The sequence below is a fragment of the Ruegeria sp. AF8 genome, assembly GCF_056541825.1.
This window is the reverse complement of record NZ_JBQFYW010000040.1, coordinates 1-15,971: the sequence shown is the minus strand read 5'-3', so window position 1 is coordinate 15,971 and position 15,971 is coordinate 1. Positions and strand designations below refer to the sequence as shown.

The following is a 15,971-nucleotide window of genomic DNA, read 5'->3' as shown; positions in this document are numbered from 1 at the left end:
ATCAACCTCTTGGCCAGAGCTGTCGATGGCCGGTTCATGTCCAAGCCCAACAAGGGCCTTTCTGCTCAAGCATTCGGCGGCAGTGAGCCCAGAGTGACAAATGCTGCTGCCAAGTTCAAGTGGCGCAAACTGTTATGTAGCGGCCATTCAAATTTGCTGATCAACAGTATGCGAGTGAGAGATTAAGTTCGGCTCAACCCTCAAATGCTTCACTCGGGAGCTTTGAACTTGGGGACAGGTAAAGTTCTTTACCAATACCATACGCGCAAGATCGAAACAAAATGGACACAGGTCTTGAGGGCGAAACATGACGTTTCGCCCGGCTCTGATTTTCCGGAAACCAGAGGGTCAATCCAAAAGGGTCAAAAGAATCCTTGACCAATTCCTACATCAACTCTAGTAAAAGTGAAATGACGTTTTGCTAGATGAAACGCATGAGATAAAATGTGGAGTCGCTCCTATCGCGGACCCGCAAGCCAACCAACAGTTAGGGAGGAGCCTGACATGACGAAAGAAGCCTTAAAATTGATGCTCACCACGGGGCTCGTAACGGGTAGTCTGGCCCTTGCCACGTCCGCCTTTGCTGAAGGCGAGGTAGTGTTTGCCTCGTGGGGTGGGTCCTTTCAGGACGCCTTGCGCAGTGCCATGCTCGAACCTGCAGCCGACGCGCTAAATTTTACGGTCAAGGAAGACACTACAAATGGTATTCAGGACGTGCGCGCGCAGATCACAGCGGGTGCCGTCGCTTGGGATGTGACCGAGCAGGATTTACCCTCGTGTGAAACACTCAGCCGAGAGGGCAGCCTTGAGCCGATCAATTATTCGATTGTCGACACAACGGGTATCCCCGAAGAGCTGATCCACGAAAACTACATCGGCTTCATCAACTTCACCAAGGTGATCGCCTATCGCACGGATGTATTTGGCGACAATGGTCCGTCCAACTGGGCCGAGTTTTGGGATCTGGAAAACTTCCCCGGCAGGCGCGGCATGCATGGCAAGGTGAACTACAACCTTGAGGCTGCCCTTATGGCCGATGGCGTGCCTATGTCAGAAGTTTACGACGTTCTGGCTACGGACGAGGGCATCGCGCGCGCCTGGGCCAAACTGGGAGAGATCGCACCCGAAGTCACCGTTTGGTATCGCGGCGGATCGCAATCCGCACAATTGCTGCGTGATGGCGAGGTGGACGTTATCCACATGGGCCATAACCGCGTGGAAAGTGTGATCGCATCAGGCATCGACGTTGCTTATGCATTCGATGGTGGCACGATGGACGTTGATTGCTTGCTGGTGCCCAAGGGCGCGCCAAACGTCGAGAATGCGATGCGCCTGATCAATGAATTGCTCAGCGCCGAAGCGCAGGCGCGGCTGGCGGTCAAGATGCCGCTGGGTCCAGTGAATGCGGGTGCGTTTGACACCGGCATTATCTCGGGCGAGCAGGCTTTGCAGGTCAACACGCATCCCGACAACTACGGCAAGCAACTTCTGGTCGATCCGAACTTTTACATCGGCCAGCTGGGTGAGTTGACTGAAGAGTTTGACACGCTGATCCAGCAGTAAACCATTTTGGCGCAGTGCATTTTGTGCTGCGCCCATTTTGTCAGGTTAGGAGCCCCTATGTCACCTGCTGCCCACTCCCTTCCCATCGGCGTATCCAACCTGTGCAAGGCCTATGGGTCGGTCAAAGCGCTGAATAATATATCGCTGAACATCGCTGCCGGCGAATTCCTGACATTGCTTGGGCCATCGGGCTCGGGCAAAACGACGCTTCTGATGGCCCTGGCCGGTTTTGTGCGTCCTGATGGCGGGTCGATCCGGTTTGGCGAACAGGAAATGATTGCGACGCCGCCACACAAGCGCGGCCTCGGCATGGTTTTTCAAAGCTATGCGTTGTTTCCGTTCATGACGGTGGCGGAAAACGTGGCCTATCCGCTGAAAATCCGCGGCGTTTCCAAAAGCGATCAAAAGATACGCGCCGAGCGTGCATTGGATACCGTACAGCTTGGAGGCTATGGGGATCGGCGTATCACCCAGTTGTCTGGCGGCCAAAGACAGCGTGTGGCTCTTGCCCGTGCCATGGTATTCGAGCCGCAGATCATCCTGATGGATGAGCCCCTGTCCGCGCTCGACAAAAAGCTGCGCGAGCATATGCAGATCGAATTGAAGGCGCTGCATGAAAAACTGGATGCAACCGTTGTATATGTAACCCATGACCAGCGCGAAGCTCTGACGATGTCAGACAGGATTGCGGTGGTCAATCATGGGCGGATCGAGCAGGTCGAGACACCCGAGCGGCTGTATCGCCAGCCTCACAGTTTCTTTGTGGCGGATTTTATCGGTGAATCAATTTCGGCGCCGGTGCAAGTGGCCAACGATACGGCGCAACTTGGCGGGCGGGTGTTGAAATCTAATTCACCCATTGCCCAAGGGAGTGGTGGCCATCGCTTGGTGATCCGGCCCGAATTGCTGGAAGTCACCGCGGGTGCTGTGCCTGAAACTGCCAATGATCTGTCCGGCCGGGTCAAAGACATCATTTATCAAGGCGACAGCGTGCTGGTTATCGTTCAGCACGACAGCGCAGGCGAGATCAATGTACGCGTCCCCGCCAATCGCGCTGGCCAGACCGGGCTGCCCTCCAAGGGAGAGCGCATCAGCCTTGCCCTGCATCCCGAAGACACGATCATCGTACCGGAGCATGTGGCATGAGTATCGCCGAGGCCTATGAAGGTGCTGAGACGCTTCACAACGCCAGCACGCTCAAAACTGAAGAACGCCGCGAAAGACTGACGTTTTTGGGGCTTTCGATGCCCGCGGTTCTTGGCATTCTGATTGTCGTCTTTCTACCGATTTTCTGGCTGTCCTCGCTCTCATTTTACAATGCGGCAGGCGAGTTGAGCATGGAAAACTATGCGCGAATCTTTGAAAGCGCTTTGTATCGGCGGACCTTTGTTGTCACCTTTCAGATCAGCATCGCTGTGACGGTGATTTGTGTCCTTCTCGGATATCCGCTGTGCTACTGGCTGACCAAGGTGCCGGACAGAACGGCTGCCATTCTGATGGTTTTCGTACTGGTCCCGTTCTGGACGTCGGTTCTGGTGCGTACTTACGCCTGGCTGGTGCTGTTGCAGCGTAACGGCATCATCAATTCGTCGCTGATGTCGCTTGGCATAATCGAGGAACCGCTGCAGCTGGCACACAACCTCACGGGATCAATCATCGGCATGGTGCATATCATGCTGCCGTTTCTGGTTTTGCCGCTTTATGCCACCATGCGCAACATTGACACCGACCTGGTTCGGGCTGCTGTGGGGCTTGGCTCCAGCCCGCGCGGGGCATTCTGGCGCGTGTTTTTCCCAATGTCGCTGCCGGGCCTTTTTGCGGGCATCGTGCTGGTTTTCATTCTGTCCCTTGGGTTCTTCGTAACACCAGCTTTGCTGGGCGGTGGCCGCGTGCAGATGCTGGCGCAACGCATCGAAAGCACAATCACGGTCTATTCCAATTGGGGTGCGGCCTCCGCATTGGGCGTTGTCCTGCTGCTGCTGGCTCTGGCGATGATTTGGCTGATGAACCGTGTCTTCGGGCTCGACAAACTCTTTATGCGCTGAGGAACTGACAATGGAACAAGTCGGGCAACGTAAAATTGACGGACTGTGGCTGATGGTTGTCGGCATCGCAGTGCTGTTCTTTCTGATCCTGCCAACGCTCATCGTGATCCCGATGTCGTTTTCGGGGGCCTCGTATCTTGAGTTCCCGCCAACGTCGTTTTCGTTTCGTTGGTACGAGGCCTATTTCACGTCCCCGGAATGGATGAGCGCCACGAAGACCTCTCTGATAGCGGCGGTGTTGACCACGGCAATTGCAACACCATTGGGCTCACTTTGTGCTTATGGCCTGCATTGCTCCACTCCGCGGATCAGGAGCGCTGCGCAGATCCTCGTGATCATGCCTATTGTCGTACCGGTGATCCTGATCGCTGTCGGCGTGTTCAGCCTTTATGCCAAGCTGGGGCTCAATTACACGCTTACCGGAATTGTGATCGCCCATACCGCGCTGGCGCTGCCGTTTGTGATCGTGACCGTGATGTCGGGCTTGCAGAACTATGATTTCGATCAGGAACTGGCGGCGCGCAGCCTGGGTGCGTCCCGAGCGTATGCGTTGTGGACGGTGACAGTGCCGCAGGTCAAATTCTCGATCCAGACCGGGGCATTTCTGGCCTTCATCACGTCGCTGGACGAGGTGGTGATTTCGATGCTGGTCTCGGGAGGGGAAAAGGCCACAATTACCCGCCGCATGTTCAATTCGCTGCGTGATCAGCTTGATCCGACCATTGCAGCGATCTCTACCTGCCTGATTATCGTGTCAATCTCAGCGCTCATCGGCGTACAGTTGATTGGCCGCAGCAAGAATGCTGACAAATGATGGGCTCTTTATATCTGACCAATCTCGGCCCGGATCTGGCGGGCGGCATCAAGCACCGCAGCGCGATAGCCTTCGACAACGGTTTCGCTGAAGCGAACGCGCAGACCCGACAGGCTGACTGCACCCAGCAGCTCACCCTCAAGCCCAAGAACCGGAACAGACAATCCGGCAACGTCCGGATCACGTTCACCAAGGCTGAGATAATACCCGGCTTTCCGAATGTCGGCGGCCTGTTTTCCTTGCCTGATAGAATAGGCATCCAGCACCCGGCCCGACGAGCCAATGCTCAGCGGAATGATCTCGCCCTCCTGGATATGATCCCGCGCAAGCCTGGGAGAATTGACACGGTAGAGGCAAACGCCGGAGTTGCCGCGTTGCACGTAAAACGACGCGCTTTCCCCCGTCGCATTCACCAGGTTCGCCAGCACCGGGCGCACAATAGGCCCCATACGCAGGTTCTGGCGAAATACGGATCCAAGACGCCACAAAGACGGCCCAAGATGAAACAGGCCTTCGGCGTCTCGCGTGATATGGCCAAACTTTTCAAGCGAGACGCTCAGACGCAGGATTGTCGCTTTGTTGACACCACTGCGGTCCGCAACCTCTTTCAGAGACAAACCCGCATCACCGGGCGCAAAGCTGTCCAGCACACGCAATGCGCGTTCAACTGCTTCGACACCACCTGTTGTGTCCGGTGCTTGGGTTTTTTCGGGCATAGGCAGACCTTTCGACTTAATTCCGTGACTGTTTGTAGCCAGTTCGGACGCAATTGGAAATCGCAATCAATGAAGGCATCCGGCAATGAATAACGCGCAGAGACGATCGATGATAGCTGGTTATGCCGGGCTGCCATTTGGCGATTTTTCACAATGTGAGGCGGGCAATATCGGGGTTTTGGGTGTTCCAAGCGAAGTCGATAACGGACCGCGTTCCGGCACCTCATTGGCACCGGATGCGTTACGCAGAATGACGGGGCAACTTGGCACCGATCTGCCTGCAAATGGCCGGGATCTGGGCAATCTGGACCTGTCGGGCGATTGGTCCAGCATATTGATGCAGTTTGTGACGCAAATGGTGGATAGCGGCGTTATGCCAGTTGTTCTGGGAGGCGCGTCAGATGTTGCCTCGTTGGTGCTGCGTGCCTTGCCCGATCTGCCGGTTGTCGCGGCCATGCCATTGGCCCAGCGTGATCTCGTTATGCGGTCAGCAAACACGATATGGGTGGGTTTGAACGGCGGGCAACCTGCCGATGTCTGGGATCAGATCAGTCAGCGCACAATGGCCTGGCATACCGCCCGGCAATTGGATGAAGGGCACGCCGACTTTTCTGACATGCCCAAGCGCGCTGTTCTGTGGATCGACATCTCAGTCATTGATCTGGGGCATGCAGCCGGTAGCGTCGGCCTTAATCCCGGCGGGATGAAACCCGAAACGTTGGTTTCCGTCATCGGGGCAATGTCCTGCAATTGGCAGGCGATTGTGACCACTGGCCTTGCACCTGCCCGCGACACGCGGGGCATATCGGAACTGGCGGCCATCGAAACCCTGAACGCGGCATTGCGTCATGGGTGATGCGGCGCAAATTCAGTTTGACACGATCCCCAGTTTTCTGGGCATATCTGTCGGCGATCTGGAAGATCTCGTGCCCGGGCAGGTCGCGATAGCAGGGTATTTTTGTGACAATCTCGCCCGGCCATCGGCAGGGCAACGCTACCTCGCTCGGCAGCTGCGATACGCCTCCCGACCCGGAGAAGCACCTGCGAATGCCATTGACCTGGGGGACGTGAATGTATTTCCGCTTGAGCCGGACAAGCATTTTCCGGCAGTTGCCTCGCAATGTGCAGCGGTTTTGGAAACCGGTGCACGCATGGTGCTGGTTGGCGGCGATTCCAGCGGTCTGGAAGCGCTTGGCGTTGCTGCACAGAAGTTCACAGGTGCGGATGTTCCTGTCATTCCGGTCACAGGGGGCGTGGCGGGCCAATTGTCCCACACCCACCCGGTCATCCTGTCTGTGGATTTACAAGAGCTTGCGGCTAACTGGATATCGCACCCGCGTCGCCTGACCGGGCTGTCGCCCTCACAAATGATCGCGCAAATTGACGCCATCCCGGGCGATGTCATCGGCGCAGCAGTTTTCGGGCTTGTCCCGGCACTGGACAATCGTGGCAGAACTGAAACCCACGCAGCACTGGCGATCTTGCAGGCGGTAGCTGAACGCCTTGAGAAAGGAGCAGGCTGATGCCTCTACGATCAGCCCCATTGCCGCGCATGGCAGGGCATCTGTCGTTCATGCGCGCGCAGACCAAAGCAATCTGCGATGTCAGACCCGGCGATCTGGCAGTGTTGGGCGTCCCGTTTGAAGACACCAGCGCGCCGCATGCCGGGCAATCCCTGGCACCGCGTGCATTGCGCGAAACCTCGGTCTATTTTGGCTGGCACGCAAACCCACAATTCAGTCACCCTGTAGATATCGATGCACGTCAGGACATCAGTACCGACGGCCTGCACGAGCGGCTATGTGACCTCGGAGATATCGCGCTGGGGTCCGAGGACGCGATCCACGCGACATTGAAGGCGACAACGCATCAGATCAGCCGCAATGGTGCCTGTGCCATAATATTGGGTGGCTCGGATCGCCTGTCCGAGTCAGTGCAGAGCGGGCTCCCTAATTGCCAGACAGCGCAGCTTGGCGGAACACCAGATGAAGCGCGCGATTTTCATGTAGCACCCTTGCCAAATGGAGCGGCCACGACCTGCACTTTGGATACTGCCGCGCAGCGTGCAGCGTTTTCCAAGTGGCGGGATGTATCAAAGCCTCTGTTTGTGCGGTTTGATCTTTCCGTGTTTGAAACGTCGCTCAGCGCGCTTTGTGATCGGCCTCGGTTGGGGGGCTGCGATCTTGATACTGTGGTGCAATGGCTCGAGCTTTTGGGACAGCACGAGGTCAGCGCTATCATGTTGACCGGTCTGAACCCGGATAGGCCCGGAATGGGTGTGGTGAAGGTTGGCCAACGACTTATGGTCACGGCACTTCTGGCATTTATCTATGCGCGCCTCGGATTTGGGATTGATCGTCCGGTTCGCCTAACTTCCGAGGAAAATGTACTGACATGACTGCAGCGTTTACAACATTCCACCCGCCCCTGGCTCAACCGGGATATCGGCTGTTTGATGGGCCTTTGCGCGACGTGACCGACGTCGGCGCCAACCAGATCGGCGTTGTGGGCATGCCGAGCGACTGGACACATTCCAGCCGCCTTGGCACAAGGTTTGGCCCCGAAGCATTGCGCCGGGCGACAACTCTTTTGCAATCCGTACGTCCGCAAGGGGCCAGCTTTGATCCCGACACAGGCCGCCGTACTGAGCCTGCACCCGACTGGTTGATCGATTGCGGCGACGCAGAGATCACAGCACAAGACGTTGATGCAACGACCGAAGCCATCGCCGCAATGACCGAAGCGCTGACCGTTGCGGGCGCGATCCCTTTGGCCTTGGGCGGTGATCACTATAACAGCTTCCCGGCCTGTCTGGGCTATTCCCGTGGGCTGACCAAACGGGTACCAAACGCGCGTTTTGGGTATATCCAGATCGACGGTCATCTGGATTTCTCTGACCGGTTGGGCGCATGGGGCAGCCACAACCACGCAACTAATGCGCGCCGGATTTCTGAACTGCCCAACATTGATGCGTCCAATATGGTCTGGATCGGCATCACGGGCTGGGTCGATGGCGGCGATCTGGCGCTCATCGAAGAACAGGGTGGCCGGGTGTTTTCATCTGGCGATGTGCAAAAACTTGGCGCGGCCGAGGTGATACGTCGGGCCCTTGCGCATGCCATGCAGGGCTGCGACGAGCTTTATCTTTCGATTGACATTGATGCGATGGATGCCGGTTACCTTCCCGGCACAGGCTCCATCGTACACAGCGGCATTACACCGCGTCAGTATTACGATCTGCTGGACGGCCTGGCCGAGGCCCCCTTGGGCGGTTTGGATATTGTCGAGGTTTCTCCACCGCTTGATCCCTCACAGCGCACCGAATTCCTGGCAGCGGAAATGCTGTTCCGGATCCTGCGCCGTTTCCGCACTCGACCGGTAACAGGGCTATGATGCAATATATCGGAACCCGGCAACTGGGTGGGCTATCACATGCAGGACAGTTCCTTGCACCTGCGACCCGGCCCTGGATCACGGATCTGTCTGCACTTTGCCCTTACGAGGGGTTGCAACCCGGTAATCTCCCCGAGTTTGAGCGTGACTCGAATTGGAATAACTGGACCCTGACGGACAGCCCCGAAGATACGCACCTACGCCTGAACTGGCATGTATTTCAAGATGATAGAACGCGACTGCTGGTTGCTGACCGAATGCTCATGAGCCGCATCAGCTGGCAAGATCTGGATGATGCCGGGTATGTCTATGGCACAGAGGTGTCGATCGATTGCACTACGTTTCGCTGCCGGTTGCTGACAGGCGGTGAAACGCCTCGTGATGACCCCTATCAGGGGGCGACCCAACCCAATGAGTGGGATGTGTTGGTGGGCGGTGGTGCCGCTTCGAACGCGCCTCGGCCGGACCCGGCCAATAGTGCAGCCCCGCTTAGCCCGGATCATTTGAATTCCACCCATAACAGTTTGTGGAACTGGTTCGGGGCGGTCAGCTGGACGGCCGAACCTGTGGCCAGCCGTGCCGACGGGCGCGCGTGCCGAGGCTATCATGGCCCGACCTATTTTTACGTGAACACTGTGGACCACCGGCATGAAGATATCGGGTGGCGACCAGTTCTTGAGGAAGCGCTATGACTGTCACCCCATTCTCCAACTATATCGCCGGAACATGGGCCGCTGTCAGCGACGCTGCTCCAAACATCAACCCATCGGACCTGAACGATACGATCGGGCTTTATGCTCAAGCCAATACAGGCCAGACCACCGAGGCGATCGAGAGCGCGTCTGCGGCCTTTCCGAAATGGCGCGCGACATCGCCGCTGGTACGGTTCGAAGCACTGGATCGCATCGGGTCGGAAATCCTCGCCCGTGTGGACGAACTGGGCGACATGCTGGCCCGCGAAGAGGGCAAAACCCTGCCCGAGGCCAAGGCCGAAGCGCATCGCGCCGGGCATTTGTTCAAATATTTCGCGGCCGAAACGTATCGTGCTACGGGCGACGCTTACCAATCTCTGCGCGAAGGTGTGTCGCTTAAGGTTGTGCGCGAGCCAATCGGCGTCGTCGGCGTGATCACTCCCTGGAATTTCCCGCTGGCGATCCCGGCATGGAAAATTGCGCCCGCTCTGGCCTATGGCAATACGGTCGTGTTCAAACCTGCCGAACTGGTGCCCGGTTCTGCATGGATGTTGTCCGACATCATTGCCCGTGCGGGCCTGCCCGAGGGTGTGTTCAACCTTGTGATGGGCAAAGGCCGTGATGTCGGGGAGGTGATCGTTACACACCCAAAAGTTTCTGGGGTCACGTTCACCGGCTCCACACCTGTCGGTCGCAATATGGGGGCTGCGCTGTTCGCGCGCGGAGCCAAAATGCAGCTTGAAATGGGGGGAAAGAACCCATTGATTGTGTTGGATGATGCCGATCTGGATCTGGCGGTAAACTGCGCTTTGCAGGGCAGCTTTTTCTCAACCGGACAACGATGCACGGCTTCTTCCCGCCTGATCGTCACTGAGGGAATTCACGACGCATTTGTCGACCGTCTTTGTGCGGCAATGAAAGACCTCAGGATCGGTGATGCGCGCGCAGCGGAAACCCAGATCGGTCCGGTCGCCAGTGAAGCGCAGCTGGCCATCGACAAGAGCTACATCTCGAATGCTGTGGCTGACGGCGCAACACTTGCCGCAGGCGGCAGCGATGTCAGATTGAATACGCCCGGACATTACCTTGCTCCGGCCCTGTTTACCGATGTGTCACCACAGGCTGCGGTCGCGCGGGACGAAATCTTTGGGCCGGTTGCGGCTGTATTGCGTGTGCCGGATTATGATGCCGCCCTTGCCACGGCTAACGACTGCGAATTTGGATTGTCTGCAGGCATCGTCACGCGGGATGCAGCCAAGATCGATCATTTCTCGCGGAACGCTGAGGCAGGTATGATACAGGTCAATCTGCCCACAGCCGGCATGGATTTTCACGCGCCATTTACGGGCCGAAAAGGATCCTCCTATGGCGCCCCGGAAAAGGGCAGCTATTGCCGCGAGTTCTTCACCGCAGCCAAGGTTGTACACGATGGGCGCGGACAATGACCCAGTTACCCTTGAAGGACATACGCATTCTCGATCTGACCAATGTGCTGGCCGGTCCGTTCTGCTGTCACCATCTGGCGCATCTGGGGGCCGAGGTCATCAAGGTCGAAGCCGTCGGTCGCGGTGATCTCGCCCGGCAATTGGGAGCTGACCCAGAACTGAACAAGGTCAACATGGGCGTGTCCTTTCTGGCCCAGAACGCAGGTAAGAAATCTGTCACGGTCAATCTGAAGAACCCGCGGGGTCGGGAGATTTTTCTAAAACTCGTCGAAACGGCAGATGTGGTGGTGGAGAACTTCCGGCCCGGCGTCATGACCCGCCTCGGCGTGGGCTACGAGACCCTAAAGGAGGTAAATCCGACGTTAATCTATTGTGCCATCTCCGGCTTTGGCCAAGAGGGCCCGTGGATACACCGCCCAGCCTATGACCAGATCATCCAGGGCACCTCGGGTGTGATGTCGATCACCGGGGATGGCGAAAGCGCGCCGTTGCGCGTTGGATATCCGGTGGCAGACACCGTAGGCGGCATCACCGCAGCCTTCGCGATTTCATCTGCCCTAAACGCCAATCCGCGCGGCACGTTCATTGATGTTTCGATGCTGGAATCGGTGCTAGCGACAATGGGCTGGGTGGTGTCGAACTATCTGATCGCGGGCGTCAATCCGACCGCCAACGGCAATGAGAATCCCACTTCGGCGCCTTCCGGCGCGTTTGAGGCCAAGGGTGGGTTAATCAACATCGCCGCCAACAAGGACCAACAATGGGAGCTTCTGACTGACCACCTGGGTTTGGCAGCGCTGCGCGAACGTCCTGAATACGCCACGCGTGAGGATCGCAAACGCAACAGGCTGGCTCTGAAAACAGAGCTTGAAGCCGTGTTAAAGACCCGACCACCGCGCGACTGGGCCAAGGAGCTCAATAGTATCGGCGTGCCGTCGGGAGCGGTTTTGACAGTACCGGAAGTACTGGAAATGCCGCAGGTCGCAGACCGCGGATTCCTCGGCCAGTTTGAAAACGTCCCTGGCGTCGGACGCGATATTCAGGTGGCCACGACCGGAATCAAGCTTGACGGCGGCGCGCCTACCGTCGATATGCCACCGCCCACGTTGGGGCAGCACAACACTGAAATCTGGAGCGAGTTAGGGCTTTCACCGGAAGACATTGAAAAACTGGCAATGGAAGGCGCGATATGACCGACCCCGCAGAAGGAAAAGTTGCCGGTGACATGCGCCGCTGGTGGCGCACAGCAATTATCGACATGGCTCCAGGGCGGATCGCCTTTCGCGGCCACCCGATCCAGGACCTTATCGGTTCTGTTAGCTTTGCTCAGATGATCTGGCTCATGGTGCGGGGCGATATGCCCACGCCAGAACAGGCGGCACTTTTTGAATGCGCGCTGGTGGCTGGCGTGGATCATGGCCCGCAGGCACCTTCGATTGCCGCCGCGCGCATGGCCGCGACCTGCGGGCTGGGGCTCAACAACGTCATGGCTACCGGGGTCAACATGCTGGGTGACGTGCATGGCGGCGCCGGCGAACAATGCGCCGAACTTTATTTCGACGTCGCCAAACGGATCGATGACGGCGCTGAACACGAAGCCGCCGTCCGCGACGGTATCGCCGCCTGGCGTGAGGAAAATGGCAAGATTGTCTCGGGCTTTGGCCACCGTTTCCACAAGCCCGCCGACCCCCGCGCGCCGCGGTTGATGGCGTTGGTACGCGAGGCAGCAAGGTCTGGCACGGTGGACGGGCGTTTTGCCGATATCGGTGAGGCGATTCAGGCAGAAATCGGACGCAAGCGCGGTACTGAGATCGCGATGAATATCGATGGGGCCACCGCTGTTATCTTTTGCGAGCTGGGTTTTCCACCGCCGCTTTCGCGCGGTTTGTTCTGTCTCTCCCGCTCGGTCGGCGTCCTGTCTCATGGCTGGGAACAGATGCAGCAGGGCGGTCGGAACAAAGGACCAATGCCCCCGCGCTATCTGCCGGAATACATTGGTGCCAAACCGGAGAGCTAAACCGATGAAGCCTCTGAAAACCGGAGTTATCGATTGCTGTCGTATTAGCGGCATCTTTTAAAAAAAGACAAAATACGACGAGGCTGAGTTTGTGGCCTGTTCAAGCCTCGCACTGCAGATAGCGGGGCACCTGTCAGAAATCAAAGTCTTGCGATCCCGTTGAATATAGATGGCGCGACAGCAGTAATTTAGACAGGGCTTGGCCTCAAAACCCCGCTGGAGCGTGGACTGTTCTGCCTGTCTCAGTCAGTGGCCTTGCTGGCTCTCGCCTGAGAACAGACCCAACAAAACGGCCTAACAAAGGCCCAATACCCAAGGGCACCTCTGGGCCTGCCTCAAACCAAGTGAGAGATGTTGCGATTTCCACTCTTACTCCGACGTCAGAGAAGCGCAACAAGCCGTCATTGGTGCAAGCGCAGCGAATACATACTTTGTCCGGCGACCTGTGAATTGGCTGGTCCGTCTTCGCTGCGCCGAACATCAATGGCCGGTTTTCCCGCCGCAAAGCGGCGTCCGTGATCGCGCTACTGCAGCGATTTTCCTGCTGCGAGCGCGCGCAGCGAAAAAAGGCAATGACTGTCATGGGCTCGCAGTGGACATTCGAACTCAACAAAAAGGAGCGACAGATGTCTGCTCTGCGGGACAAGGACGAAGCCGCTCGCGCGGCATTGGAGCCTGTGGCAGGCGTTTTGCATTGATCTGACCCCTGTGCATTTGGGAATTGGCGCGGCTGTCTGACGATTGGGACCTCTCAATCGAAAGACAGGAGGTTCCCATGGCGGAGGAGAGAACAACGCCGCTGCGCGAGCGGATGATCGAGGACATGCGGATCAAGGGGCTGGGTGACAAGTCTCAGAAGTCGCACATCCGGGCGATCAAGGACTTCGCAGCGTTTCTGGGACGGTCGCCGGACACCGCGACGCCGGACGATCTGCGCGCCTACCAGCTTCACATGACCGACTGCGGTGTCACGCCGCCGACCTACAACGCCCGCATCATTGCGCTGAGGTTCTTCTTCGAGACGACCTGCGGGCGGGGCGAGATGAAGCGGCACATGCAGTTCCGCACCCAGCCGCGCAAGCTCCCCGTGGTGTTCAGCGCCGAGGAAGTAGCGGCACTGCTGCGGGTCGCGCCAGGACCGGGGCTGAAGTACCGGGCGGCGCTGAGCATCTCCTATGGTGCCGGGCTCAGGGCCTCGGAAGTCTGCAATCTCAAGGTCAGCGATATCGACAGCGACCGGATGCTGATTCATGTCGAACAGGGCAAGGGGCGGAAGGACCGGAAGGTCATGCTGTCGCCGGGATTGCTGAACCTGCTGCGCGAGTATTGGCGCGAGGCGCGGCCTGAGGGCTGGTTGTTTCCGGGCAAGCCCAAGATCAACCCCCTCTCGTCGCGCCAACTCCACCGCGCCTTCAGCTCGGCAAAGCACATCGCGGGGATCAAGAAGCCGGGCAGCACGCTGCACACGCTGCGGCATAGCTTCGCGACGCACCTTCTGGAGGCCGGTACGGATGTGCGGGTGATCCAGGTCCTGCTCGGGCATGCCAAACTCGAAACAACGGAGCGCTACACACGTGTCGCCACGAAGCTGATCCGTGACACGGCGAGCCCCTACGAGACGCTGGCCAAGCTGCAGGATCGAAGCCGGGAGTAGCGGACCAGGGTGGTGCCCCGCCCGCGGCTTGAGATCGCTGACATCTTTCGCGCCCATGGTCCCGCATGGCGGCGGGCCAATGCCGGGCATGTCAGCCTCACCCAACTCAGGGTGATGTCGGCGATTGAAGCCTGCCGGACCGAGGCGCTCGGCGGGCATGTGGCAGCCTGCGCCAAATGCGGTCACCGGCATGTCGCGTACAATTCCTGCAAGAACCGGCACTGCCCGAAGTGCCAAGGGCCGGCCGCGCGCGACTGGATGGCAGCACGGGCCGATGACCTGCTGCCGGTGGAGTATTTCCATGTGGTCTTCACCCTGCCGGCGGAGATCGCACGGATCACCTACTGGAACAAGACGGCGGTCTACGGCCTGCTGTTCCGAGCGTCAGCCGAGACCGTGACGACCATCGCCGCCGATCCCCGGCACCTTGGCGCCCGCGTGGGCATGACCTCTGTACTCCATACCTGGGGTTCGGCGCTGACCCACCACCCGCATGTCCACATGATCGTGCCCGGCGGCGGCCTGTCACCTGACGCTACACGCTGGATCGCCTGCCGCCCTGGTTTCCTTCTGCCCGTGCGCGTCCTGGCCCGGCTGTTCCGGCGCCTGTTCCTGGAAGGGCTGTCGGCGCTGCACAAGGCAGGGCAGCTTCAGTTCTTCGGTGATCTGAAAAGACTGGCCGATCCCGCGGCCTTCGCCGCCTGCCTCGCCCCGCTCCGCAAGACCAAATGGGTCGTCTACGCCAAACCGCCCTTCGGCGGGCCCGAGTCTGTCCTCGCCTATCTCAGCCGATACACCCACCGCGTTGCGATCTCGAACCACCGCCTTGTCAGCGCCGATGCCGAGACCGTTGCGTTCCGTTGGAAGGATTACCGTATCAAGCGCGGCGACCGGATGAAGGTGATGCGGCTCAAGACCGGCGAATTCATCCGCCGGTTCCTGCTGCACGTCCTGCCCGACGGCTTTCACCGTATCCGCCACTACGGCCTGCTGGCCGGCGCCACCCGCAAGACCACCATCGCCCGCATCCGCGACTTGCTTGTGCAGACACTGGCCGAACAGGAAACGCAGGAGACTGCTGAGACCGCTCCGCTCACCCTGCGCGAGCCGTGCCCCTGCTGCGGCGGCCCGATGCGCATCGTGGAAATTTTCCGGCGCGGGCAAAAACCGATGAGCCGTGCGCCACCCAGGGAGCAGGCCGCATGACGAAACGCCCGTCCATGCCGCGAAGACTACCCCGGTTCCAATTCGTGTTCCGGAACGCCCCCGGTACGCCCGGTCCTGTGGTTAGCCCGCAATCACCCGGTCAACGGCTCCGACGGCACCCGGAACGCGCGAACACAGCCCGCTGGATAACCGCCCCCAACCGGCGCTTCCTGCCTGGTCGGCGCTCAGAACCGGCTCCCGCAATCACCCGCAGCATACTTTCCCCATAGACGCCGCCCAGCCTCCCGCGGCTTCCTCCTTGTCAGGTTATTCAACGCGGGCCGGGTTACACACGAACGCCAACGATGCGCCGCGGCCCGCATCGAAAAACCTTCGACAAAGCAGTCGTTCGTAGAATCTCTAAAGACGAAAATGCAAATCCGTGATAGCTCCAGATTATGGCAACGGCATCTGCGCGAAATCGAC

At 58.7% G+C, this 15,971-nt stretch carries 16 protein-coding genes; 15 read left to right on the top strand and 1 reads right to left on the bottom strand.

Annotation, left to right across the window (positions count from 1 at the left end):
• From ACR0AO_RS24750 to ACR0AO_RS24730, 5 genes are all read left to right on the top strand, one after another.
• Positions 1–186: hypothetical protein (locus ACR0AO_RS24750; RefSeq protein WP_480609478.1), on the top strand; the 186-nt coding region annotated here is incomplete at its 5' end.
• Between the two features lie 318 nt (positions 187–504).
• Entirely contained in the window at positions 505–1,563 is a 1,059-nt protein-coding gene (locus ACR0AO_RS24745; protein WP_480609475.1) for an ABC transporter substrate-binding protein, read from the top strand.
• 57 nt (positions 1,564–1,620) lie between these two features.
• A complete protein-coding gene (locus tag ACR0AO_RS24740; RefSeq protein WP_171105322.1) occupies positions 1,621–2,709 on the top strand; it encodes an ABC transporter ATP-binding protein in 1,089 nt (362 codons plus the stop codon).
• Entirely contained in the window at positions 2,706–3,608 is a 903-nt protein-coding gene (locus tag ACR0AO_RS24735) for an ABC transporter permease (RefSeq protein WP_480609472.1), read from the top strand. The genes ACR0AO_RS24740 and ACR0AO_RS24735 overlap by 4 nt, the downstream gene beginning before the upstream one ends.
• A gap of 10 nt (positions 3,609–3,618) precedes the next feature.
• Entirely contained in the window at positions 3,619–4,422 is an 804-nt protein-coding gene (locus ACR0AO_RS24730) for an ABC transporter permease (protein ID WP_480609470.1), read from the top strand.
• An 8-nt stretch (positions 4,423–4,430) separates the two neighbouring features.
• Here ACR0AO_RS24730 and ACR0AO_RS24725 read toward each other — a convergent pair whose 3' ends face one another.
• On the bottom strand, positions 4,431–5,138 hold the full coding sequence (locus ACR0AO_RS24725; RefSeq protein WP_480609467.1) for an IclR family transcriptional regulator: 708 nt from the start codon (positions 5,136–5,138) through the stop codon (positions 4,431–4,433).
• A 109-nt stretch (positions 5,139–5,247) separates the two neighbouring features.
• On the opposite strand from ACR0AO_RS24725, the gene ACR0AO_RS24720 reads away from it, so the two are divergent.
• The 10 genes from ACR0AO_RS24720 (at position 5,248) to ACR0AO_RS24675 (ending at position 15,545) form a co-directional block, all read left to right on the top strand.
• Complete coding sequence (locus tag ACR0AO_RS24720) at positions 5,248–5,994, top strand: arginase family protein (protein ID WP_480609464.1); 747 nt, start codon at positions 5,248–5,250, stop codon at positions 5,992–5,994.
• Positions 5,987–6,661, top strand: coding sequence for a hypothetical protein (locus ACR0AO_RS24715; RefSeq protein WP_480609462.1), 675 nt, complete (start codon positions 5,987–5,989; stop codon positions 6,659–6,661). Before ACR0AO_RS24720 ends, ACR0AO_RS24715 begins: the two co-directional genes overlap by 8 nt.
• Positions 6,661–7,536, top strand: coding sequence for an arginase family protein (locus tag ACR0AO_RS24710; protein ID WP_480609459.1), 876 nt, complete (start codon positions 6,661–6,663; stop codon positions 7,534–7,536). Before ACR0AO_RS24715 ends, ACR0AO_RS24710 begins: the two co-directional genes overlap by 1 nt.
• Positions 7,533–8,531, top strand: coding sequence for an agmatinase family protein (locus tag ACR0AO_RS24705; RefSeq protein ID WP_480609457.1), 999 nt, complete (start codon positions 7,533–7,535; stop codon positions 8,529–8,531). Before ACR0AO_RS24710 ends, ACR0AO_RS24705 begins: the two co-directional genes overlap by 4 nt.
• A 263-nt stretch (positions 8,532–8,794) precedes the next feature.
• Positions 8,795–9,223, top strand: coding sequence for a hypothetical protein (locus ACR0AO_RS24700; protein ID WP_480609454.1), 429 nt, complete (start codon positions 8,795–8,797; stop codon positions 9,221–9,223).
• The gene (locus ACR0AO_RS24695; RefSeq protein ID WP_480609452.1) at positions 9,220–10,668 is read left to right on the top strand and encodes an aldehyde dehydrogenase family protein; all 1,449 of its coding nucleotides are present in this window, start codon (positions 9,220–9,222) and stop codon (positions 10,666–10,668) included. Before ACR0AO_RS24700 ends, ACR0AO_RS24695 begins: the two co-directional genes overlap by 4 nt.
• On the top strand, positions 10,665–11,861 hold the full coding sequence (locus tag ACR0AO_RS24690) for a CaiB/BaiF CoA transferase family protein (protein ID WP_480609449.1): 1,197 nt from the start codon (positions 10,665–10,667) through the stop codon (positions 11,859–11,861). The genes ACR0AO_RS24695 and ACR0AO_RS24690 overlap by 4 nt, the downstream gene beginning before the upstream one ends.
• Positions 11,858–12,685, top strand: coding sequence for a citryl-CoA lyase (locus ACR0AO_RS24685; RefSeq protein ID WP_480609446.1), 828 nt, complete (start codon positions 11,858–11,860; stop codon positions 12,683–12,685). Before ACR0AO_RS24690 ends, ACR0AO_RS24685 begins: the two co-directional genes overlap by 4 nt.
• 775 nt (positions 12,686–13,460) lie before the next feature.
• Entirely contained in the window at positions 13,461–14,339 is an 879-nt protein-coding gene (locus ACR0AO_RS24680) for a tyrosine-type recombinase/integrase (protein ID WP_480609443.1), read from the top strand.
• Positions 14,340–14,351: 12 nt separating this feature from the next.
• A complete protein-coding gene (locus ACR0AO_RS24675; RefSeq protein WP_480609441.1) occupies positions 14,352–15,545 on the top strand; it encodes an IS91 family transposase in 1,194 nt (397 codons plus the stop codon).
• The last annotated feature ends 426 nt before the right edge of the window (positions 15,546–15,971 follow it).